Origin of the sequence: Lentzea atacamensis, assembly GCF_003269295.1 — a bacterium.
GTDB lineage: Bacteria > Actinomycetota > Actinomycetes > Mycobacteriales > Pseudonocardiaceae > Lentzea > Lentzea atacamensis.
Genome location: NZ_QLTT01000004.1, coordinates 64,180 through 85,185, shown reverse-complemented (window position 1 = coordinate 85,185; position 21,006 = coordinate 64,180). Strand labels below are relative to the sequence as shown.

The window sequence follows — 21,006 nt, the reverse complement described above, 5'->3', positions numbered from 1 at the left end:
CCTCAGTTGATCTTGACGATGGAGCCCTTGACGGTGAGCGCACCGCTGGAGGTCACCTCGGTCTGGGCCTGGCCGGCGATCTTGACCTGGGCGCCTTCCGCCTTGAGCTCGGTCTGCGCCTTCACGGACACCTTCTGCCCCTTGAGCTCCAGCGGCCCGGTGCCGGCGTCGACGGTGATGCCGTTCTGCGCCTTGACGGCGATGGTCTTGCCGCTGGTGATCTCGATGTTCTGGGACCTCTGGTCGAGCTTGACGACGAACTTCCCGTCACCGCTGGAGATCACGATGCCGTCGTCCTCGACGAACTCGACCTTGTGCCCCTTGCGGCTCACGAACCCCCTCACCGCGATCCCGCCGTTGGCGCCGTCGACCGGCGGCTTGCTGAGCTTGGGCGGCTTGTCCTTGCCGTTGTAGAGACCGCCGAGCACGTAGGGCGCGTCGAAGTCACCGTGCTCGAAGCCGACCAGCACCTCGTCGCCGACCTCCGGCAGGATCACCGTGCCGCGGTTCGCTCCTGCGCCCTGCTGCACGGTCCTGGCCCAGACGCTGGTGAGCTCCGCGGAGAGCCAGGGAAACCTCACCTGGACGCGGCCGATCTGCAGCGGGTCCTTGGCGTTCGTGACGACGGCGGGCACGAGTCCGTTGAGCGGCTTGTCCTTCGTGCTGTGGACGAGTCCGTAGAGCGAGCGTTCCTGCCTGCCGGACACGGTGAACTCCGTGGTGTAGCCGGTGTGCTCGGCGAACAGGTGCCGGGTGCTGGTGAGGGTGTACTTGCCCTGGAACGGTTCGCCGACGTTGGCCAGCGCCACCGCCACCCCCGCCTTCAGTTCCGGGTTGCCCCGTGCCACGCCGGAGAGTTCGGCGCACGAGCCGCCGAGCTGTGCCGCCAGGGCTTCCGCCGCGGTCTTGGCCTCAGCGTGCGTCCGGTAGGCCAGGCCCGCTTCGAGGTGGGGCGGGGCCTTGAACTTGTTGGCGAGCTCGATCGGCTTGGCCTGCGGCACCTCGACGCCGGCGGTGTTCGGGGTGGCGGTCGCCACCACCTCCTGCTTGTTCTCGAAGTCCCAGCCCCTGACCTGGATCTCGGGCACCTGGCCCGCGGTCGTGATGCCCGCCCTGAGCGCCACGAGCGTGCTGTGCAGCTCGAGGACGAGCGGGTTGGACTTGGCCTTGGCGTTGGGTTTCGGCGCCGAGGCAGGTGGTTCGGGGAGCTTGAAGTCGAGCTTGCCGTCCTTGACCGCGATCTGCGCGCCGACCGTGCGCGCCAGGCGGCTCAGGAACTCCCAGTCGCTGACGTTGTCCTGGCTGAGCTGGGTGTCCGGCCTGCCGCCGAAGCCCGGCACGTTGTCGATGTCGCCGACCTTGATGTGCGCGCGTTCGGCGACCTTCCTGACGACGTCGCCGACCGTCATGTTCGGGTAGACCGCGACGCGCTTGCCCCGGAACAGCCGGTGCGCCTCGTCGTACCCCCTGACCTCGGTGAACGTGCCCTGGGCGTCGAGCTCGACCCCCACCGCGGTGATCTCGCCGCTCATCAGCGGTTTCGGCGCGCCGGGGTCGGCGGTCTGGACTTTGAGCGCCGTCTTCGCGCCGATGGTGAAGCGCCCCTTGGTGAGCACGACGTGGCCGGGGTCGCGGAACCGCAGCACGAACATGTCCGGCAGGTTCCGGCTGTCGTCGACGTAGGCGTAGGTCAGCAACAGCTTGACGTCCGCGGGCAACGGCTGGCCCTCGACCTCGACGACCAGGTTGTTGGCGAAGCTCTCGTTAGCCATGCTGGATCTCCTCCAACGCCGGAACGAGCACTGTTGAGCCGAGCTTGAGCCGCATCGGGTCGTCGATGTCGTTGGCCTCGGCGATGTGCCGCCACAGCTCCGCGTTGCCGTACGCCTTGTACGCCAGCGACTGCAGCGAACCACCGGCCGTGAGCGTGTGCGTGTCCCTGGCCGCGAGCGCACCGCTGGTCGGGTTCTGGCCGCCCGGTTCGCCGCTGACCTCCTCCAGGTTGATCGTGCACACGGCCCTGACCGGCATCCCGCCGGGCGTGAAGAGCGTGTACTTGGCCGAGACGCTGGAGACGAAGCTGGGGACGCCCTTCGTGGTGCCCCACTGGAAGATGACCCAGGGCGGGCTGCCCTTGCCGCCCTTGCGGCTTTCCTTCGTGGGCACGGTGAGGTTGAAGAGCTGCTCGACCGTCTTGATGACCGCGTCGCCCATGGTGTCGGTCGAGTCGAGGAACATCTCCAGACTCAGCTTCGCCGGCTCGGCCCCCTTGAACTCCGGGACGCCGGCCTTGGCCGCGTTGGGCTGCGTCTGCCGCTGCCACTTGGCGTTCTTGGCGAGCGTCAGCTCCTTGGGGTTGAACGTGAACTTGATGACGCCCAGCTCCGCCCCGGGCTTCTGCAGCCCACCCGGCTTCGGCGGCTCGTGCACCGTGATGCTGGCGTGCTCCATCTTCTTGGACGTGGTCGCCGACCCCGCGCTCGTGAACGTGACGGTCATCGCGCGTCCAGAAACCCGTGGTGCGCCAGCTCAAGCGTCTCCGTGGCGACCTTGGCCTGCTCGGCACTGAGCTGCGGCCCCGTCCACCGCACCGGCACCACCCCGGCCAGCGACCAGCTGGCGATGATCTTCCCTTCGAGCGTCTTCGCCTCGATGACCGCGGTTCTCCGCCTGACCCCCGCCGCCATCCCCGAGATCCAGTTCGTGATCTTCTGGCTGTCCCTGGTGACCGGCCGCGACAGCTTCACGTTGGGGTACTTGATGCGCGTGGGCAGCTGCCACACCATCCCGTTGTTGCCGCCCTCTTCCCGCTGCTCGATGACGAACTCGCACCCGAGCCCCTCACAGCTGTTGAACGACCCCAGGTCGTTCTTGTCCACCGACACGCTGAAGCAGACGGCGACGGCTTCCTCTGGTGCGGTCATGGCATGTCCTCACAGGTCGGTGAGCGCCCCACGACGCTCACGGTCGAGCCACAGGTCGGCCTTGAGCCGGCGCAGCAGGGGGTCGTACAACTTCCGCAACAACTCGTCGGCGTTCTGCCCCGCTGGCGCTCCGGGCCCTGGTTGCGGCGCCTCGGGTTGAGCCGCCTCGGCGCGCTGCACGGTGGTTTCGACGACGCGCTGGACGGGCTCCGGGGCCGGGGCCGGCTCGGGGTCCGGGGCGCGGGCCACGACGACGGGCAAGGCGGGTTGCGCCTGCCCGAGCGGGCCTGCCGATGGTGCCGCGGCCGGCGGGATCGGCGTTTGTGGTGCCCGCTGGACGAGCGGGGGCGCGGAACCGACCAGTCGCTGCACTGCGGGTGCGGGTGCGGGTGCGGGCTCGGTGAAGGTTGCGGTTGGCGCGGTGGGCGCGGCATCGGTTCGTGACACGATCGGCAGGCTGGGTGCGGTGCCGACGAGCCGCTGGGCGACCGGTTCGCCTGGGCCGGTTGACGCGTAAGGCGCGCCGAGGTTCGCCGCGCTCAGCACGGAAGGCACCGCGGAATCGGCCGCGATCGGCGCGGAAGACGCACCGAAGTCCGCCACCGTCTGTACGGAAGGCACGGCGGAATCGGCCGCGGTCGGCGCGGAAGGCCCGCCGAAGTTCGCCGTGGCAGGCATCGCGGAGCCGGCCGCGATCGCCGCGGAAGGCGTGCCGAAGTTCGCCGCGCTCAGCACGGAAGGCACCGCAGAGTCCGCCGCGATCGGCGCGGAAGACGCACCGAAGTCGGCCGCAGTCTGTACGGAAGGCGTGCCGAAGTCTCCCGCAGCCTGTACGGAAGGCACCGCGGAATCGGCTGCGGCTGGCGCGGAAGACGCACCGAAGCCCGCCACAGTCTGTGCAGAAGGCACCGCAGAGTCCGTCGCGATCGGCGCGCGGAAGTGAGCCGTGGTCAGCACGGAAGGCACCGCGGAATCGGCCGCGATCGGCGCGGAAGGCCCGCCGGAGTTCGCCGTGGCAGGTACCGCGGAGTCGGCCGTGGTCGACGAGGATGGGGCATCAGGGCGAGACGTCGTCGATGCAGAAGGTCCGCCGAGATCGCCCATGGTCTGGACGGACGGGATGGCTGTGCCGGAGCCCGTGCCGAGGTCGGTCCCGCCCGAGGCGGATGCCTCTGGTGTGGCAGAACTGTCCGCAGCCGTGGGCCGACCCAGCACCGGGAGGCTGGGCGCGTCGCCGACGAGACGTTGCACCGCAGGCGGGCCACCACCGCTGGCCGTTCGGGACACGTGATCGGTCCCGGCAACTGCAGGCGAGCCACTATCACTCGTCGTTGGGGACACGTGGCCGGTTTCGGCGACACGCTGCACCGCAGACGGTCCGCCATCGCTGGTCGTTGGGGACACGTGGTCGGCCCCGGCAACACGCTGCACCGCAGACGGACCAACATCACTGGTCGTTGGGGACACGTGGCTGGTAGCGACGACACGCTGCACCGCAGGTAATCCCGCAGTTCCGGAACCGGCATCGCTCTGGCGAGCGCCCGGCGTGCCCGCTGCCGAGATCCCGGAGCCGGAGACCCGTTGCACCATGGGCAGAGCTGCCCGCTCGGCCACATCCCGGCTGGAATCCACAGCACGCTGAAGGACATCGGTGGGCGGTCCCGCCGACCCCGCTCCCGGCTCGACACCGCTCGCGGACGAGTCGCCGGCACCAGTGCCGCTCACACCAGGATCGAGGACCGGCAGCTGGTCCGTGAAGCCCGCGGTCGGCGCCGACTCGCCGGCTTCGCTCACCGAGGCGGCGGTGGCGTCCCCCGTCGTGGGCACCAGATCCAAGTCCCCTGCCGAAGTCAGCTCGCCACCGTGCCCGGCGTGTTCGGACGAGCTCGACCCGCCGGCGGAATCGGCCGCGCCGGACTCGGAGGGCTGCCGCACGACGGGCATGCCGAGTCCTGGGGTTCGTGGTGCGTCGGCAAGCCTCTGCACGGACGGCCTACCCGCCTGCGGGGTCACCGGCTCAACCGCCCCGCCGGAGTCGGCAGCCCGCTGCGGAGCAGAAGGTGTTGCCTTGGTGGGGTCAGCCGCGCGCCCCGCCTCCGAGCCGTCCGGCCCAGCGGATCGCTGCAGCACGGACGAAATCGGCTCACCGAGTCCCAGCCTCCTCGGCCGGGACGGCGGGACCGGGCGTGGCGGCTCTTCCGCCGCCGAACGTTGCACAGCTGCTCCGACCGTGGGCGGCGGAGAGTCTTCAGCAACCGCCCCGAGGGCCTGCAGCGCGGACCCGCCCGGCTCGGCAGAGTCCGCGGCACTGCGCGAAACCACAGGCGCGGGCGGCTCGGCAGCAAGCATCCGGGACACCACCGGCCCTCCCGAACCCGAAGGCCCGGAAACGTCTCCCCACACCGGCTTCCACTCGGAAGGCTCCTGCGCGGGAGCCGCCACGTCCGAGATCGAACCGGAAGGCTCCGCAGGCCCCACCGCGTGCGCCAGCGGCGCCAGGAACGACGGGTTCTGCCAGGCGGTCAACCGCGACGAGAACGCGGACACCGGGTTGATCAGCGGGTGCGCGGACACGACCCGCTGCAGCGGTGGCAACGTCCGCCAGTCGGCCCGGACGACGGGCAACGAAGGTTCAGCGGATCGCCGCCGAAAGGGCCACACAGCAAGTCACCTCCCCAAACCGAACCCGGAGCCAAAACCGGAACCTGAACCAGAACTCGCAGAAATCCGCGTGTTGATGCGGCCGATCTCCTCCACGTACCGCAGCCGATCCGTGTGCTCCAGGTCCAAGATGGAGTCGAGCGACCAGTGGAAGTGGTAGGCGACGTACGCGACCTCCGAGTACAGCCGGTCCGGCGCGTACGTCACGATTCCCCCAGGCGCCCACCCGCGATGTCGACCTCGAAGCCGTGCCCGCAGGAGGGGCACGCCACGCCGGTGCGGGTGTGGCCCTCGCTGTTGATGCGGCGGTACATGTCCTGCAGGAAGGCCAGGTCCGACGCGAACAGGTTCTCGATGATCCCCGCGTGCACGTCGGTCACCGAGCCGAGACGGACCACCACACGGCCCAGCAGCACGACCGTGAGGAAGGCCGCGTTCTCGCGGACCCGGTCGTCCCGCAGCGGGATCAGCTCGTCGCGGGCCGTGGCCAGGCGCATCACGCCCGACTTGTGCACGGTGCCCGAGTCGTCGACGTAGCCGCGCGGAAGCTCGAACGCGAACTCGGTCTGCATGACGGGGGCGGCGGAGCGTTTCACTCGACTTCCATCTCCTCGTAGGTGACCGTGAGCTTCTCGGTCAGCACGGAGGTGTCGCCGGCCTTCAGCGTGCCGATCTCCAGCGCCTTCGGCCAGGCGCGCATGATCTTGTAGCGCTTGATGGCCTGGCCCTCGTAGTCGTAGACGACGACCACGCCGTTCTTGCGGGCGCTGCCCATCTTGCCGAAGCGGGAGTCCTTCACCCACTTCTCGAACGAGTTGTCGGCGGTGAGGCCTCGGGTGAAGACGACCTCGCCCGCCTTCATGCGGCCGGGGAGCTTCTTGATGACGTACTTGCCGTCGGCCATGTTCTGCTTGAGCTCGATGACGTCCTGTTCCATCTTCAGGCCGGTCACCTCGGAGATCTGCTTGATCGTGATGCCGTCGACCTCAAGGCCGAACGAGTGGCCTACCGACGTGTCGAGATCGGGGAGTGCCATGTCGATGAACCGCCTTTACTCGTTGACCAGACTGGTGCCGCCCTGCAGCTGGGCGAGCCGGAAGATGACGAACTCCGCGGGCTTCACCGGCGCCACGCCGATCTCGCACACGACCTGGCCGAGGTCGATGCCCTCCGCCGGGTTGGTCTCGCGGTCGCACTTGACGTAGAACGCCTCGTCGGGCGTCAGGCCGAACAACGCGCCCTTGCGCCACTCCATGACCAGGAAGGCGGAGATGGTGCGCCTGATACGCGCCCACAGGGCGTCGTCGTTCGGCTCGAACACCACCCACTGGGTTCCGTCCAGAATGGACTCTTCGAGGTAGTTGAAGAGCCGCCGGACGTTCAGGTACCGCCAGGCCGGGTCGGACGACAGCGTCCGCGCACCCCAGACGCGGATGCCGCGGCCGGTGAAGGAACGGATGCAGTTCACGCCGATCGGGTTCAGCAGCTCCTGCTCGGCCTTGGTGAGCTGGGTCTGCAACGCCACGGCGCCGCGCACGTTCTCGTTCGCCGGAGCCTTGTGCACGCCGCGAGCGGCGTCGCTGCGCGCCCAGACACCGGCCATGTGACCTGACGGCGGCACGAAGATGTTGTCCGAAGTGGACGGATCGTAGACCTTGATCCACGGGTAGTAGAGCGTCGCGTACTTCGAGTCGTAGCCCGCCTCGGTCTGCTTCCAGTTCTTCACCTGGTCCGGCGAGAGGTCCGGCGGCGGGTCGAGGATCGCCATGCGGTCGCCCATGAGCTCGCAGTGCGCGATGATCGCGGCCTGCACGGTCTTGACGGCCTCGAGCGTGATCAGCCCACGCTGGTAGGAGCTCATCAGATCGGGCACCGAGACCATCGTGATCTCGTCGATCGCTTCCAGGCCACCGAAACCGGTGCGGTCGGCCACGTCGCCCACGTAGTCGTCGGCCACCACCTTGCGCGGCACGGGCGGCGGTGTCGGGGCCTCGCGCAGTGCCACGGAAGCCTTGTCCGGCTTGGCCAGCGACGCGCCGGCGACCTCTTCGATCGTGATCAGCTTCGAGGCCGTGTTCACGACGGTGAGCACGTTCTCCTTGCCGCGCTTGGACGACACCTGGTGCGTCTCGACGACCTTGCCGTTGTCCTTGACGATCAACGAGAAGCGGTCGTCCGGCTGGTTCTCCCCTGCCGGGTCGCTCACCTCGACGGACAGGCTGCCCGCACCGAGCTCACGAGCCGACACGCGGTAGCCGCCCAGCTGCGCCTGCGGGCCCGCGGGCAGTTCCTTCGCCGAGCGCGATCCTCCGACGCGGACGACGTAGCAGTTGGTTCCACCGTTGAGGAAGTAGCCGTAGACGGCCAGCGGCAGGTAGCAGCCCTCGGCGAAGTCACCGAACTTCTCGGTGTACTGCGCCCAGTTCGACACCAGCGTCGGGGTGTTGTACTCACCCTTGGCCGCGAACCCGACGAACGCGGCGACGGCGGTGCCCACGCCCTCGATCGGGCGGGCACCTGCCTCCACCTCCTCGACGTACACGCCCGGCGAGAGATAGGTGGGCATCGACGGCCTCCCATGTCGTACGGAACCCTGTACGACACATGCTGCGGCGATCGCCAGGAACTAGACACGACCCCGCGGCGGTGCTGGAGGGAGCCGGTGACTGCCCGAAAGGGCAGCCACCCCTGAGGGGGATTTCCGGCCGTTCACCCAACCGCCGCCGAACGATCGGCTGGGTGTCCGGTGTCGCGCGCAGGTTCACCGGCGGAAGTGGCAGAGCGGCGGACGGAACGACACCGGCGGCGAACCAGGCTCGCCCGAACACCGCGGAGCAGGTCACCCCGTTCACGGTCGAAACAGCGGACGGATCCCGAGAAACCCATCGGCTCATCCGCCGCACAGCAGCTGACGGGAGCATCTCCACCATCGTCGCCAGTGATCCAACCGACGTCAACGTGTTCATGGACCACTATGAGGGCCGGATCCCAACGCTGCCGGAAGTCGTCCAGACCAACGGCGTCCGATCGACTCCACGGGGTGATGCGAGACGAGCCCTGGAGAAAGTGCGCAGGGCGACCGCATGGCTCGCACATCCGCGCGCCGGCACCGATCCCGCAGGTGCCGACGCAGCCCGAGACAGGCAGCAGTTCGGCATCCAGGACCTTCTGACGGTCTTCGCCGAACACGGCCGACCTGCAACGCCGACGACGCCCGAAGCATCGGGCGCCCAGCAGATCTATGCCCGCATAACCGTACGTGTCGCGCCCGGCGCGACACCGCTGGAGATGGACAAGACGACAGGTCGCCCGTGAGGGACGGGCGAAACACCACCGGCACGCCCCGGCTATGAGCTCTTCAACTGGGACCCGGATCTGCCGACGCCTCAACGGGGTAAAAAGGTCGGTCGTGGAGCGGTGTACACCGGGAGCAACACACCCAACACATTCGGCACGACGCAAACCGTCGAGGTCATAGCTCGTACGTGGGCGACGCAGGGAACCGAGAAGAACAGCGTCAACCACACCGAGCGGCAGCTGGACACGTGGCTGACCAGCCAAGGTGACGACTTTCTGCGCCGCATCACCGCCATGGAGCTGCACAGCAGATACAGCGCGTGCACCAACTGCACAGACGTCCTCATAGGACTGCGCAGGAAGCTGCCGTCAGCGGTGCTCGTGTTCCACTGGCGAGACCTCTACGTGCCGAAGGACGACTCTCCCTCGCGCCGACGACAGGTGTCGCAGACGGCCGCTGCCTACCTCAGTGAGCTGGAGAAGGTCGGGTGGAGGCTGACCGGCCGCCGGTCCTGAGCTACTGAGGAGCTTCCTCTTCCTCCGGAGCTTCGCTCTCCCGCTGCACGAACGTCTGCGCGGTCTCCTCCTCAGGAGCCTCCTCGCGCTGCACGTGCGCCTCCCCGACACCGTGATCCTCACACCGCTGCACCGGAGCGGCGGGCGCCGCCATGACCCGGTCCGCGTTCGCGACGGCGTCCCGCTCGAACCGGTCGGACGGGTCGCTCACCTTCACGCCGCCCCCGGCGTCGGTGCCGTCGACCGGACCGGACCGCTGCTGCACCACGTGCGTGAGCTCGTGGGCCAGCATGTGCTTGCCCGTGTCCGACGACGGGTCGTACTTGTCGCGCTGGAACACGATGTTCGACCCGACGGTGTAGGCCTGCGCGTTCACCGATCGGGCCGAGTGGTCCGCTGCGGAGTCGGTGTGCACGCGGACGTCGGAGAAGTCCTGTCCGAAACGGCCCTCCATGTCCTGGCGGACGTCCGCCGACAGCGGTGATCCGCTCGACGAGATGACGTCGTGCACGGGCGAGCGCTCCTCCTCCACGACGGCCCCGACGCCCGCGTTGCCCACGGCTCGTTGCAGGCCCAGCATGCCGGCGGGCCCGAGCACGTCGGGACGGCCGGCCGCGGCCGCGCGGCCCAGCAGGCCGGTCTCCTCCTGCGGGATCCGGTCACCCTTGGGACGAAGGGAGTTCTCCGAGTCGAAATCGTGTTCGTGTCCGTGCATCTCCGCTCCCTGTGAATGGCCTAACCCACCAGACGTTCGGTTGCCAGCTCGAAGTAGCGGCCGAACTCACGCTCCCCCACCAGCCGCCCCAGCTTGCGGTACTCCCGCGCCACGGCACCGATCAGCTCGACCATGCCGACGACGTGCCCCGCGGCAGCCGCCAGATAGGCCGCCGTCACCGCCGCGGACCGGATGTGCCCGCCGGCCAGTTCGAACGACGCCGCCAGAAAATCGAGGTCCACATCGGACGATCGCGGCACCGAGTCGCCCAGGCACCGGTCCCACAGCCCGCGGCGCAGGTCCGCGTCGGGCAACGGGAAGTCCACGACGACGTCCAGCCTCCGGGTGAAGGCGTCGTCGAGGTTCGCCCGCAGGTTCGTGGCCAGTACCGCGATGCCGTCGAAGGACTCCATGCGCTGCAACAGGTACGCGCTCTCGATGTTCGCGTACCGGTCGTGTGCGTCCCTGACCTCCGATCGTTTGCCGAAGATCGCGTCGGCCTCGTCGAACAGCAGCACGCCGTTGACGCCGGCCGCCTCGACGAAGATCCGCTCCAGGTTCTTCTCGGTCTCCCCGACGTACTTGTCCACGACCGTGGCGAGGTTGACCGTGTAGAGGTCGAGGCCGAGCGACGCCGCGATCACCTCGGCCGACATCGTCTTGCCCGTGCCGGAGTCGCCGGCGAACAACGCCGTGACGCCCCTGCCCCTGCCACCTCCCGGCCGCATGCGCCATTCGTCGATCACGCGGTCCCGGTGCTTCGCCCTCGCCGCGAGCTCGCGCAGCAACGACGTGATGGGCGCGGGCAGCACCAGATCCGGCCACGACACGGCAGGCTCGATGCGCCGCGCCAACCGTTGCAGCCCTCCCGCGTTCTGGCTGCGCGCACCGGCCCGCAGATGTGTCACGTCGACCAGCCCGTCATCGGCCAGCGCCGAGACCGTGGCCGCGTTCGCCGCCCGGCTGATCTGGGTCGGCCCCAGCACGAAGTGCGCGGTGACCTCCGCCGGGTCGATGCCGTGCGCCAGCTTGCCGTCGAGCTCCGTGCGCCACAACGCCACCCGCACGTCGAACGGCACCGGCACCGCGTCGTGCTGCAACGGCGGCATCCGGGTCCAGCGCGGCTCCCACGCCCCCGGACCGTACGCGACGACCGGGATCTCCTCGTGCAGCAGCGGATCCAGCGTGAAGTCCGAGTCGACGGGGCCGATCGTGATGCCCGCGCCCCTGAGCAACGCCTCCCTGGTCACCGCCAGCGGGTCGGTGATCCGCGCCGCGTCCACCAGCAACGCGGGAAAACCCGCCAGCGCCAGCGCCGCCACGGCCAGCTCCGCCGCGCCACCGCCGGGATGCTCTCGCAGGTAGACGAGCCGCACACCGCGTTCGATGCCGCGAGCCAGCCGCTCCGCACCCGGCATCGCGACCGGATCTCCCGGCAGCGTCACGAAATCCGACAGCAACGGGTCCGGCCTGTCGTCGCCGAGCAGGTGCGCCCCGACCCGGTCCGGCACCCGCAGGGATCTGCTGAGCAGCGGCCTTTCCTGGTCCTCCGCGGTGATGAGCCCGCACCGGACGAGGGGGCTGCCGTGGTCGAGCCTCGCCCGCCCCTTCGACGACGCCTCCGGTAGCCCGCACAACCGCAACGCCAACCCGACCGTCGCCCTGCGCCGCGTCACGTCGTCGTTGAGGTACCCGTAGAACTGCTCGAACCGGCTGTCCACGTCCGGCGCCAGCGCGACCAGCAGCAGCTCGACGTCCACTTCGGACAGTTGCGCCTTGCGCGCCAGCCGGCCGAGCCTGCCGTCCGCCGTCGTCTCGGTGAACGGCGCGAACGGCTCCCTGCCGCTGTCCAGCAACGCCTCGATGACCTCGTCCGACAGGTAGAGCCCGCGGAACGGGTCGTCGGGGTTCGGGTCCGTGGCCCGCCGCGCCGCCACCGCCGCCCGGATCCGCCGCTCCAGGCCCGCCATCCGCTCGAAGATCATCGCGCCACCCGGCGCATCGCCACGCCGTCCTCGGAGACGTCGTGCCGCACCCGTTCCTCCCCGGAACGCAGCTGCACGCCCTCCTTGGCGGGCGGCCCGGCCTCGAACCTGCGCCCGGACGAGATCGGCGCCGACACGACGACGTCCAGCGACGGCTTCAGCTCGCCGCCCAGCGCACTCCACACGTCCGCGAACGCTCTGTCCTCCGGCGGCGGCAACGCGACCGTCATCGGCACGGGCAGCTGCAGCTCGTCGAGCGTGCCGCTGAGCAGCCCCGGCGGCACGGCCTCGTACTTCAGGAACCCGATCAACAGGTCCGAGAGGAGCCGGTGCTCGTCCTCCGGGCGTTGCGTCCACGCCGTGACCAGGTACGAGAGCTTCATGTGCCGCGGCGGGACGTGCCGCGCCGCCACCTTGCCCTGCGCGTCGTACTCGTTGAGCATCCCGCGCTGGCGGCGGCGCATGTCCTCCCGGATGTCGTAGAGGTAGATGTTGACCGTGGGCGCGTTGCGGCGCGCCGCCCAGTCCTTGGTGGGCGCGTCGAACGCGACCTCCAGATCGGAACCGCGCAGCGCCTCGTCGCGTACCAGGCGGCGCAAAGCCTCGTCTACCTCGTGAATCACCCGTCCACGATCGCGCGCGCACCCACGGGGCCGGGACCAGCGCGCTGACGTCCCGACGGACACGGTTGGCTGCCCCAACGGGCAGCCGCACCCGAACCTCGCGCGGAAGCGATCAGCTGGTTGCGGTGGCGGCGGGGACGGCGACGCCGACGGCGGTGAACGGGGCGGTGAGCAGGGCGTACTGCTCGGCTGAGAGCCCGGCGGGTTTCCGCACGGCCCTGGCCGCGATCACGCAGACGGACTTGGCGTCCGAGTGGAGTCCCGCGCGGTACGCGTCGAGTTCCTCACTGCGCGGAAGCAGCGCCGACCTCACCGCGTGATCGAGCTCGGAGTTCTCCGACGCCGAGAGCCTGAGGGCACGGCTCGCCTCACGGCCGCCCTGCCGGCGCAGGCCGACGGCGTGGTCGAACGCGGCGGCGAGCGTCTCGGGCGGCAACGCCGCGATGGTCCCTATGAACCGAGCCGTGGCGGCATCCACAACAAGCTCCTTCGTCAGGATGCGGAAGGTTGGAAAGCAGCGGCCGAGGTGGCGCCGTCAACCAGTCTGCCTCGCCCACGTGAAAAGGTACGTTCCGGGGGAACGAGGGAGCGCCACATGGATGTCCAACGCCTGACCCGCACAGCAGCGAGGCTCTTCGGGGATCTCGGCCCTGCTGGGGCGCTCACGGTGCGGGAGTTGCCCGACGGACTCGGGATCTGCGTGTGGCAGACCGGCGTCCGAGGTGGAGGAACCATCTTCGTGGGATGCGACGAGACGGTTCTGTTCGTGGGGTCCGCGACGGGTTTCGATGCCGGTCTCGCGGCTTTCCGCCAAGGCAGGCGCACTCCAGCCGAACGGTTCCGGAGTGAACCCTGACGAGGCGACCGCACGGAGGCCGGCTACTCCGCGTCGGCCTCGACGATCCGGACGTCCTGAGCGATCGGGTCCTCCAGGACCTTGGCCATGTAGCGTTCGGCGCCGGCAAGATCATAGGTGGAGTACGTCCCGATCTCGCTGCCCTCGTAAATCCACCTCACGCGGTACTGCTCTGCCATCCAGCTTCCTTCCACCACAGGGACGCACATCATCCCCTGTCACTGAAACGATCAGTGGGTGGGCAGGGGACGCATCCGGTCCGGCATGTGCGCCCGTAACGTGTCGTGCAGCGCGGACACCTCGTCACGATCCAGAAGGACGGACCCGGTGGCGCACGCCAGCACGGCCTCACCGGTGCGCTGATCCGGCACGTACCGCAGTGTCACATCCTGCTGGGCGACGTCCCGGACCGTGCACGACTCGGCCTGACGAATCGCGGTCAGCAGCTCCGACACCCGCTCGTACCCCAGCCGCGCACTCCAGCGCAGCGCGGCCGGGGGGCGAACGAACAACCGGAGGCCTCCTGCGGCACGGCGAACTTCAACGCACGTCAACACCGCTGCAACCTCCTAGCAACATCTCACCAGCGAGACTAGCCAGAAACGCGGGCCGTCAGCGGTAGGTGTCACCCGTTCGGTTCATTGGTAGCAGGGCTTCTCGAATTTGAAATCCTTAGCGGTCGAACCGGTGAAGAAGTCCTCCACCAGCGTCACTCCGGTCGGCGCGGCGTCGTCCGGGCGGTAGATCAGTGACTGACGGAACAGTGCGTCCTGCGGAGAAGCGGAGAAATTGCCTGCACCCGAAGGAAGCATTCCCTCGTAGTCCACCGAGCTGAGTGAACGCACCGCGTTCAACACTCCGGCACGCGTCAGGTCCTTGTTCTCCGCCGCCTTTTCCAGCGCCGCCTTCAACGGGTACGCCCACACCCAGCCGGCGGTGTAGCCGTCGTTCGGCGTCACGCCGGGCAGCGCGGCGCGCATCGCGGTGTGGCCGACGGACTCGGTCGCCCACGCCTTCCACGGCGCCGACTGCAGGTACAGGGCCTTGATCGCGGGCGCGGCCGGCGACTTCAGCAGACCGGGGTTCCACGTCGGCGAGGTGCCGATGAACTTGCCCGTGTACCCGCGCGCCGCCGCCTGGCCGATGATCACGGCCGCGTCGGTCGGGCCGGTCGTCAGCACGACCAGGTCGGGCTTCTTCGACACGACGGCGTCGACGGCGCCGCCCTGGTTGTCCTGGCCCGTCTGGGTGGTCACGTTCTCGAACGACAGACCGCGCTTCTCCGCGGCGATGCGAGCACCTGCCGCCGCGTCGTCGCCGTAGTCGCCGGCGAGGTGCACGGCCATCACGGACTTCACGCCGAGCTTCTCCACGGCGTAGTCGACGGTGTTCATCGACTCGACGCAGTAGTTCGTGCCGGACTCCAGCACGACCTCCTCGAAGCCCCACAACGACGTCCACGACGCCGGGACCGACACCATCTGGGTGCTCTCCAGATCGGGCAGGATCGCGGCCGTCGTGGGCGAGCCCAGCGTCTGCGTCAGCGCCAGGATCTTGCCCTTGATCTCCTGGTAGACCTGGTTGTGGATCTGCGGGTTGTACTTGTTGTCCTTGACGTACGTGGTCACGTCGATCTCATACCCGCCGATGCCGCCGCGGTCGTTCACGCGCTTCCAGAACGCCTTCTGCGCGTCCGTGATCGGCACGGCCAGCGTCTTGAACGGGCCCTCGGTGAGGTCCGAGATCGTGCCCAGGTAGATGCAGCCCTTGGACTTGTCGGCGGCCTGCGGGCACGCCTCCTCGGTGACGCCGAAGTCGACCTTGATGCCGCCCGCGCCCTCCTGTGGCGCGGCGCCGTCCCCGCCCCGGCAGGAGGCCACCGCGAGCAGGCCTGCGAACAGAACGGCCAATCGCTTACCAGACATGGGGATTCTCCTCAGTACGAGAACGGCCAGGTGCGCCAGTAGTTGCGGACGCGCACCCAGATGCCGAACAACCCGCGTGGCTCGACGATCAGGAACACGATGATGAGCACGCCGTAGAGCACGGCTTCCAGCTGGAAGACCGTGATCGCGCCGGTGGCGTCACCACTGATGAACGGCAGCACCGCGGGCAGTTCCCTGGTGATGCGTGGCAGCAGCGTGATGAAGAGTGCGCCCATGATCGCGCCCGAGATGGTGCCCGCGCCGCCGATGAGCACCATCGCGATGTACTGCACTGACAACAGCAGGTTGAACGAGCCGGGGTCGAAGAACCCGTTCACCACGAACAGCAACGCGCCCGCGACGCCCGCGTAGAACGAGGACACCGCGAACGCCAGCACCTTGTACTTCGTCAGGTCCACGCCGATCACCGACGCGGCCAGGTCCCGGTCCCGCACCGCCGCGAACGCCCGGCCCACCCGCGAGCGCACCAGGTTCCGCGCCAGCACACCGAAGATCACCAGCAGCACGAACATCACCAGATACAGCTGTTGTGCCGCCGTGAACACCGCGTTGTCCCTGTCGAGCCGCACCCCGAACAGCTCGGGGATCGCCGCGGGCCGCCCGACTCCCGGCCCACCGGTGAGCGACGTCCACTCCCGGAAGACGTGCTCTCCCAGGAAGACCAGCCCGAGCGTCACGATCGCCAGGTACAGGCCGCGCAGCCGCACCGCCACCGGCGCCACCAGCACACCGAAGAACGCGGCCACCAGACCGGAGGCCAGCAACCAGATCGGCAGCGACGTGATGCCGAACCCGATCACCCGCCCGGTCTCGGAACCGGACAGCGCCGCACCCGTGTACGCGCCGATCGCGAGGAAGAAGGCGTGGCCCAGCGAGACCTGGCCCGCGTAGCCGGTGACGATGTTCAGCCCGATGGCACCGATCGCCGCCACGAACCCCGTCGCCAGCAGCTGCAGCAGGTCGTCGGTGATGAGAAACGGGATCAGGAGAGCGAGAACGACCAGCGCCGACACGGAGACCCGCTTGGGGCGCGTGTTGAGGAACGCCATGTCTTGCGCATAAGAGGTGTACAGCTCAGGACGACCCTTCACAGCCGTTCGACCTCCCTCTTGCCGAACAACCCGTATGGTCTGACGAGCAACACCAGCAGCATCAACGCGTACGGCGCGACGAGGGCGAAGTTCGGCCCGAGCCACGGCGCGAAGTCGTTCTGGTAGGTACCGAAGAGCGACTCGACGATCCCGACCGCGAGCCCTCCGACGACGGCACCGCCCAGCGACTCGAGTCCACCGAGGATGATCGCGGGCAACGCCTTCAGCGCCACGATCCACAGCTGCTGGTCGACACCGGCGCCGGTCGCCACGAACACACCCGCCAACGCGGCCAGGCCACCGGCCAACGCCCACGACAACGCGAACACCGACCCGACCGAAATGCCTTGCGCCAGGGCGACTTCCTGGTCGTACGCGACGGCCCGCATCGCGAGCCCGATCCGCGAGTACCGGAAGAACAGGAACAACGCGACGGTCACGACAGCGGTCGTCCCGATCATCACCAGGTACCGCTGCTGCACCTCGGCACCGAGGAAGGTCACCGTCGTGAGTCCCCACGGATCTCCGACCTGCCGCACGTCCAGGCCGATGAACGCGTTCGTCACGACTCTGACCACGACGTCCACGCCGATCGTGATGATCGCGACGACGAACACCGGCTTGCCGACCATCGGCCGCAGCACCGTGCGCTCGACACCCAACGCCAGCACCGCGATCACCACCGCGGCCACCAGCACAGCGCCGAAGAACGAGACCGCGGGCGCCAGGTACGAGACCAGCACCGCACCGGCCAGCATGAACGCCGGCTGGGCGAAGCTGATCACCTGCGTCGACTTGTAGATGATCACGAAGCCGAGCGCGAGCAACGAGTAGATCGACCCGGTGCCGAGACCCCGGATCAACGACTGGAGAAACTCATCCATACATGCTCTCCACGAGGTCGTCGAACATCTTGCCCAGCGCGGCCCGTTTCACCTTCTGCGTCGCGGTCAGCTCGCCGTCCTCGTGGTCGAGCTCCTTGGGGAACATCCGGAACTTCTTGATCTGCTCGACGTTGGCGAACTTCGCGTTCACGTCGTTCACGATCTTCTGCACCAGCTCCAGCACCTCTGGCTTCTCCGAGAGGTCCCGGTAGGTGGTGTAGGGGATCTTGCGCTGCTGCGCCCAGTGCCCGACCGTCTCGTACTCGATGCCGATCAACGCCACCAGGTACGCCCGCTGGTCGCCGATCACCACGGCTTCCTTGATGTACGGGGAGGTCTTCAGCGCGTTCTCCAGCTCGGACGGCGCGATGTTCTTGCCGCCCGCGGTGATGATGATGTCCTTCATCCGGTCGGTGATCTTCACGTGCGTCCCGTCGACCCACTCACCGACGTCGCCGGTGTGCAGCCAGCCGTCGATGATCACGCGGGCGGTCGCGTCGGGATCGCGCCAGTAGCCGGCGAACGTGCCGCCGTGCCGGGTGAGGATCTCGCCGGTCTCCTCGTCGATCCGCAGCTCGATGCCCGGCTGCGGCTCGCCGACGGTGCCGACCTTGACCCTGCCCGGCCGGTTTCCCGTTGCCACGGCGGTGTTCTCGGTCATGCCGTAGACCTCGTGCATCGGAACTCCGATACCCATGAAGAACTTCAGCACGTCCGGTGCGATCGGCGCGGCACCGGACGACGCGTAGCGCACGTACCTCATACCGATCCGGGCCTTCAGCGCGCGGAAGCAGAACAGCCAGCCGATCGCGTAGATCAACCTGCTCGACGCGGTGTGGTTGCCGCCGGTCCGGACGAGCGTCTCACCGATGCCTTCCGCTCTTCGCAACCAGAACCGGGTGACCGTCCGCTTGAGCCACGACGCGCTGGACACGCCGATCGTGACGCCCGCCAGCACCTTCTCCCAGATGCGCGGCACACCGAACAGGATCGTCGGCTGCACCTCGCGCAGGTTCGCCTGCACGGTCTCGATGGACTCGGCGAAGTGCACCTGCACACCGGAAGCCGCGCTGAACCACGTCGTGAAGATGCGTTCGGCGACGTGGCACAACGGCAGGTACGACAGCGTGACGTCGGCGGAGGACGGCGGTGGCGAAGTGAAACCGCCGCCCTCCACCAGCACATGGACGGCGAACTCGACGTTCGCCACGGTGAGCATCGCGCCCTTGGGTGGCCCGGTGGTGCCGGAGGTGTAGATCAAGGTCATCACGTCGTCGGGCTCGGTCGCCGCCATCCGCTTCGCGAGCTCGTCACCGTGTTCGTCCCGGTACCGCGCGCCCATCGCGAGGAAGTCGTCCCACCACAACAGCTTCGGGTTGTCGTAGCGCCCTTTGATGCCGCGTGGTTCGAGGTAGACGATCCGTTCCAGGTCCGGGGTGTCCTCCAGCACCGCGAGCGCCTTGTCGACCTGTTCCTGGTCCTCGGCGATGAGGATCCGCGCGCCGGAGTGCGACAGCAGGTAGGCGACCTCGGACGGCGGGTTCGTCGGGTACAGGCCGACCGTGATGCCGCGCGCCGCGACGATGCCGAGGTCGGCGTAGAGCCACTCGCGGCGGTTCTCCGAGTGGATCGCCACCCGGTCGCCCGGCTGCAGCCCGAGTGCGAGCAGCGCGTCGCCGACGAGCTCGACGTTCGCCCAGTACTGGGCCCAGGAGACCTCCTGCCAGATGCCGAAGTCCTTGGCGCGCAACGCGATCTGGTCAGGGGTGTTGGCCGCCCTGTTCTTGACGCGGGTCACGACGGTGGTGGTCACGTCGTCACGCTCCGGTGCTGCTCACCCAGGTACGCGCGGACGACGTCCGGATCCGCCTGCACCTCGGCGGGCGTGCCGGTGCGGATCGGGCGGCCGAAGTCCATCACCATCACGCGGTCGGCGAGGTCCATCACGAGGCCCATGTCGTGCTCCACCATGATCATCGGGATGTTCAGCTCCTCGCGGACGTCGAGGATGAACCGGGCCATGTCCTCGGTCTCCTCGACGTTCATGCCCGCGACCGGCTCGTCGAGCAGCAGCAACCGCGGCTCCATCGCGAGCGCCCTGCCCAGCTCGACGCGCTTCTGCACGCCGTAGGGCAGCAGGCCGACCGGGTACCGGCGCCACTGCTCCAGCTCCAGGAAGTCGATGACGTCCTCGACCGCGGTCCGGTTCTTCAGCTCCTCGCCGCGGGCCTTCCCGAGCCACAGGAACGCGCTGAGGGCGCCGTAGCGCATGTGGTTGTGGCGGCCGAGCATGAGGTTCTCGACCACGGTGAGGTGCGAGAACAGCTCGATGTTCTGGAACGTGCGGGACATGCCCCTGGCGGCGATCCGGTGCGGCCGCATGCCGATCAGATCCTCGCCGTTGAACCGCACGGTGCCCTGTTGCGGCCGGTAGACGCCGCTCAGCACGTTGAAGATGGACGTCTTACCCGCGCCGTTCGGGCCGATGATGGCGAAGAGCTCGCTCTCGCCGACCTCGAACGAAACCCCGTCGACGGCGATGACGCCCTCGAAGGCGAGCCTGATGTCGGTGACCTCGAGAACGCTCATGACAGCCACCGCTTCCTGCGCTTGTAGTGCTTGACCGCACGGAACGAGGAGGTGCCGAGGCCGAGGTAGAACTCGCGGATGTCGTCGTCGGCCAGCAGGGCCTCCGCCGGCTTGTCCATGACGACCTTGCCGGTCTCCAGCACGTACCCGTGGTCGGCGATGGAGAGCGCCATGCTGGCGTTCTGCTCGACCAGCAGGACGGTGGTGCCCTGTTCGTTGATCTTCACGACCAGGTCGCGGATCTGCTGCACGAGCAGCGGCGCGAGACCGAGGCTGGGCTCGTCGAGCAGCAGGTACTCGGGTTCGGACATGAGCGCGCGGCCGATCGACAGCATCTGCTGCTCGCCACCGGACAGGTAGCCGGCGCTCTGCCTGCGTCTCTCCAGGAGCCGGGGGAAGAGCTCGTAGCAGCGCTCGAGATTGTGCTTGAGACGCTTCGGCCTGGCGTGGCCACCGACCTTGAGGTTCTCCTCGACGGTCAGTTCGGCGAGGATTCTGCGGCCCTCCAGGGCCTGCTTGATACCCCTGTCGGCTATTTTCGCTGGTGAGAGTCGGTGGATCGGTTCACCGTCGAGCGTGATCGAGCCCTTGGTGACCTTGCCGTCGTGCACGTCGAGGAGGCCGCTGAAAGCCCTCATCAACGTTGTTTTGCCTGCTCCGTTCGCTCCGAGCAGGGCGACGACGCGACCTTTGGGCACCTTGAGGCTCACGCCGCGGAGCACCAGCATCACGTCGTCGTAGACAACCTCAAGGTTGTTCGCCTCGAGCACCGGCGCCTCCTAGGGCCTGCGATGCCGATCAGTATGACGTGGATCACGTCCGATATGACTACTGTGCGCGATTTCGTGATGCGCAAATCGCGATTGGTCCACCACTCTCCGTGTCCGTCCAGTGTGGACCGGACACGATGTGTAACAAC

Annotated in this window: 21 protein-coding genes and 1 pseudogene; 2 read left to right on the top strand and 20 right to left on the bottom strand. The window is 68.4% G+C overall.

The features are described 5' to 3' along the window. Positions 1–2 precede the first annotated feature (2 nt). The 8 genes and pseudogenes from C8D87_RS19310 to C8D87_RS19270 all read right to left on the bottom strand — a co-directional run bounded on the left by C8D87_RS19310 (position 3) and on the right by C8D87_RS19270 (position 8,151). The gene (locus C8D87_RS19310; protein WP_112227808.1) at positions 3–1,772 is read right to left on the bottom strand and encodes a VgrG-related protein; all 1,770 of its coding nucleotides are present in this window, start codon (positions 1,770–1,772) and stop codon (positions 3–5) included. After that, complete coding sequence (locus C8D87_RS19305; RefSeq protein WP_112227807.1) at positions 1,765–2,499, bottom strand: CIS tube protein; 735 nt, start codon at positions 2,497–2,499, stop codon at positions 1,765–1,767. Before C8D87_RS19305 ends, C8D87_RS19310 begins: the two co-directional genes overlap by 8 nt. Next, positions 2,496–2,924, bottom strand: a complete 429-nt coding sequence (locus C8D87_RS19300; RefSeq protein WP_112227806.1) for a phage tail protein — start codon at positions 2,922–2,924, stop codon at positions 2,496–2,498. Before C8D87_RS19300 ends, C8D87_RS19305 begins: the two co-directional genes overlap by 4 nt. Before the next feature lie 9 nt (positions 2,925–2,933). Next, positions 2,934–5,549, bottom strand: a complete 2,616-nt coding sequence (locus C8D87_RS45180; protein ID WP_146771775.1) for a hypothetical protein — start codon at positions 5,547–5,549, stop codon at positions 2,934–2,936. A gap of 96 nt (positions 5,550–5,645) precedes the next feature. Then, a pseudogene (locus tag C8D87_RS19285) lies at positions 5,646–5,792 on the bottom strand (DUF6760 family protein); the annotation flags it as partial. After that, positions 5,789–6,157 (bottom strand): hypothetical protein, encoded by a 369-nt coding sequence (locus C8D87_RS19280; protein WP_109637930.1) that lies wholly within the window; start codon positions 6,155–6,157, stop codon positions 5,789–5,791. The gene C8D87_RS19280 and the pseudogene C8D87_RS19285, both read right to left, overlap by 4 nt. 20 nt (positions 6,158–6,177) lie before the next feature. After that, positions 6,178–6,621 carry a phage tail protein gene (locus C8D87_RS19275; protein WP_109637201.1) on the bottom strand — a complete coding sequence of 148 codons (444 nt, stop codon included), beginning with the start codon at positions 6,619–6,621 and terminating at the stop codon, positions 6,178–6,180. A 15-nt stretch (positions 6,622–6,636) separates the two neighbouring features. Beyond that, entirely contained in the window at positions 6,637–8,151 is a 1,515-nt protein-coding gene (locus tag C8D87_RS19270) for a phage tail sheath family protein (protein ID WP_109637200.1), read from the bottom strand. A 173-nt stretch (positions 8,152–8,324) separates the two neighbouring features. Here C8D87_RS19270 and C8D87_RS19265 point away from each other — a divergent pair, with 173 nt between their 5' ends. Together C8D87_RS19265 and C8D87_RS19260 are read left to right on the top strand one after the other, a co-directional pair. Then, the gene (locus C8D87_RS19265) at positions 8,325–8,900 is read left to right on the top strand and encodes a hypothetical protein (protein WP_112227802.1); all 576 of its coding nucleotides are present in this window, start codon (positions 8,325–8,327) and stop codon (positions 8,898–8,900) included. A 102-nt stretch (positions 8,901–9,002) separates the two neighbouring features. Then, positions 9,003–9,398, top strand: coding sequence for a hypothetical protein (locus tag C8D87_RS19260; RefSeq protein WP_112227801.1), 396 nt, complete (start codon positions 9,003–9,005; stop codon positions 9,396–9,398). A gap of 1 nt (position 9,399) precedes the next feature. On the opposite strand, the gene C8D87_RS19255 is transcribed toward C8D87_RS19260, so the two are convergent. From C8D87_RS19255 to C8D87_RS19205, 12 genes are all read right to left on the bottom strand, one after another. Next, positions 9,400–10,113 (bottom strand): eCIS core domain-containing protein, encoded by a 714-nt coding sequence (locus tag C8D87_RS19255; protein WP_112227800.1) that lies wholly within the window; start codon positions 10,111–10,113, stop codon positions 9,400–9,402. Positions 10,114–10,133: 20 nt separating this feature from the next. Next, positions 10,134–12,098 carry an ATP-binding protein gene (locus C8D87_RS19250; protein ID WP_112227799.1) on the bottom strand — a complete coding sequence of 655 codons (1,965 nt, stop codon included), beginning with the start codon at positions 12,096–12,098 and terminating at the stop codon, positions 10,134–10,136. Next, a complete protein-coding gene (locus tag C8D87_RS19245) occupies positions 12,095–12,721 on the bottom strand; it encodes a DUF4255 domain-containing protein (RefSeq protein WP_109637193.1) in 627 nt (208 codons plus the stop codon). The genes C8D87_RS19250 and C8D87_RS19245 overlap by 4 nt, the downstream gene beginning before the upstream one ends. Positions 12,722–12,833: 112 nt before the next feature. Further along, positions 12,834–13,199: a hypothetical protein gene (locus C8D87_RS19240; protein ID WP_109637192.1), complete on the bottom strand. Its 366-nt coding sequence runs from the start codon at positions 13,197–13,199 to the stop codon at positions 12,834–12,836. 401 nt (positions 13,200–13,600) lie between these two features. Further along, on the bottom strand, positions 13,601–13,738 hold the full coding sequence (locus C8D87_RS46000; protein WP_170166497.1) for a hypothetical protein: 138 nt from the start codon (positions 13,736–13,738) through the stop codon (positions 13,601–13,603). A 69-nt stretch (positions 13,739–13,807) separates the two neighbouring features. Then, on the bottom strand, positions 13,808–14,089 hold the full coding sequence (locus tag C8D87_RS19235; RefSeq protein ID WP_112227798.1) for a hypothetical protein: 282 nt from the start codon (positions 14,087–14,089) through the stop codon (positions 13,808–13,810). A gap of 126 nt (positions 14,090–14,215) precedes the next feature. Continuing rightward, positions 14,216–15,502 (bottom strand): ABC transporter substrate-binding protein, encoded by a 1,287-nt coding sequence (locus tag C8D87_RS19230; protein WP_112227797.1) that lies wholly within the window; start codon positions 15,500–15,502, stop codon positions 14,216–14,218. Positions 15,503–15,513: 11 nt separating this feature from the next. Next, a complete protein-coding gene (locus C8D87_RS19225) occupies positions 15,514–16,614 on the bottom strand; it encodes a branched-chain amino acid ABC transporter permease (protein WP_112227796.1) in 1,101 nt (366 codons plus the stop codon). Beyond that, positions 16,611–17,498, bottom strand: coding sequence for a branched-chain amino acid ABC transporter permease (locus tag C8D87_RS19220; RefSeq protein ID WP_112227795.1), 888 nt, complete (start codon positions 17,496–17,498; stop codon positions 16,611–16,613). The genes C8D87_RS19225 and C8D87_RS19220 overlap by 4 nt, the downstream gene beginning before the upstream one ends. Further along, positions 17,491–19,311 (bottom strand): AMP-dependent synthetase/ligase, encoded by a 1,821-nt coding sequence (locus C8D87_RS19215; protein WP_112227794.1) that lies wholly within the window; start codon positions 19,309–19,311, stop codon positions 17,491–17,493. The genes C8D87_RS19220 and C8D87_RS19215 overlap by 8 nt, the downstream gene beginning before the upstream one ends. Continuing rightward, entirely contained in the window at positions 19,308–20,087 is a 780-nt protein-coding gene (locus C8D87_RS19210) for an ABC transporter ATP-binding protein (RefSeq protein ID WP_112227793.1), read from the bottom strand. The genes C8D87_RS19215 and C8D87_RS19210 overlap by 4 nt, the downstream gene beginning before the upstream one ends. Then, entirely contained in the window at positions 20,084–20,857 is a 774-nt protein-coding gene (locus tag C8D87_RS19205) for an ABC transporter ATP-binding protein (RefSeq protein WP_112227792.1), read from the bottom strand. The genes C8D87_RS19210 and C8D87_RS19205 overlap by 4 nt, the downstream gene beginning before the upstream one ends. Between the last annotated feature and the right edge of the window lie 149 nt (positions 20,858–21,006).

What these genes read in the sequence shown, in the direction of transcription:
- C8D87_RS19310 (WP_112227808.1), bottom strand. Translation starts at nt 1,772, where the DNA reads ATGGCTAACGAGAGCTTCGCCAACAACCTGGTCGTCGAGGTCGAGGGC.
- C8D87_RS19305 (WP_112227807.1), bottom strand. Translation starts at nt 2,499, where the DNA reads ATGACCGTCACGTTCACGAGCGCGGGGTCGGCGACCACGTCCAAGAAG.
- C8D87_RS19300 (WP_112227806.1), bottom strand. Translation starts at nt 2,924, where the DNA reads ATGACCGCACCAGAGGAAGCCGTCGCCGTCTGCTTCAGCGTGTCGGTG.
- C8D87_RS19280 (WP_109637930.1), bottom strand. Translation starts at nt 6,157, where the DNA reads ATGCAGACCGAGTTCGCGTTCGAGCTTCCGCGCGGCTACGTCGACGAC.
- C8D87_RS19275 (WP_109637201.1), bottom strand. Translation starts at nt 6,621, where the DNA reads ATGGCACTCCCCGATCTCGACACGTCGGTAGGCCACTCGTTCGGCCTT.
- C8D87_RS19270 (WP_109637200.1), bottom strand. Translation starts at nt 8,151, where the DNA reads ATGCCCACCTATCTCTCGCCGGGCGTGTACGTCGAGGAGGTGGAGGCA.
- C8D87_RS19255 (WP_112227800.1), bottom strand. Translation starts at nt 10,113, where the DNA reads ATGCACGGACACGAACACGATTTCGACTCGGAGAACTCCCTTCGTCCC.
- C8D87_RS19250 (WP_112227799.1), bottom strand. Translation starts at nt 12,098, where the DNA reads ATGATCTTCGAGCGGATGGCGGGCCTGGAGCGGCGGATCCGGGCGGCG.
- C8D87_RS19230 (WP_112227797.1), bottom strand. Translation starts at nt 15,502, where the DNA reads ATGTCTGGTAAGCGATTGGCCGTTCTGTTCGCAGGCCTGCTCGCGGTG.
- C8D87_RS19220 (WP_112227795.1), bottom strand. Translation starts at nt 17,498, where the DNA reads ATGGATGAGTTTCTCCAGTCGTTGATCCGGGGTCTCGGCACCGGGTCG.
- C8D87_RS19210 (WP_112227793.1), bottom strand. Translation starts at nt 20,087, where the DNA reads ATGAGCGTTCTCGAGGTCACCGACATCAGGCTCGCCTTCGAGGGCGTC.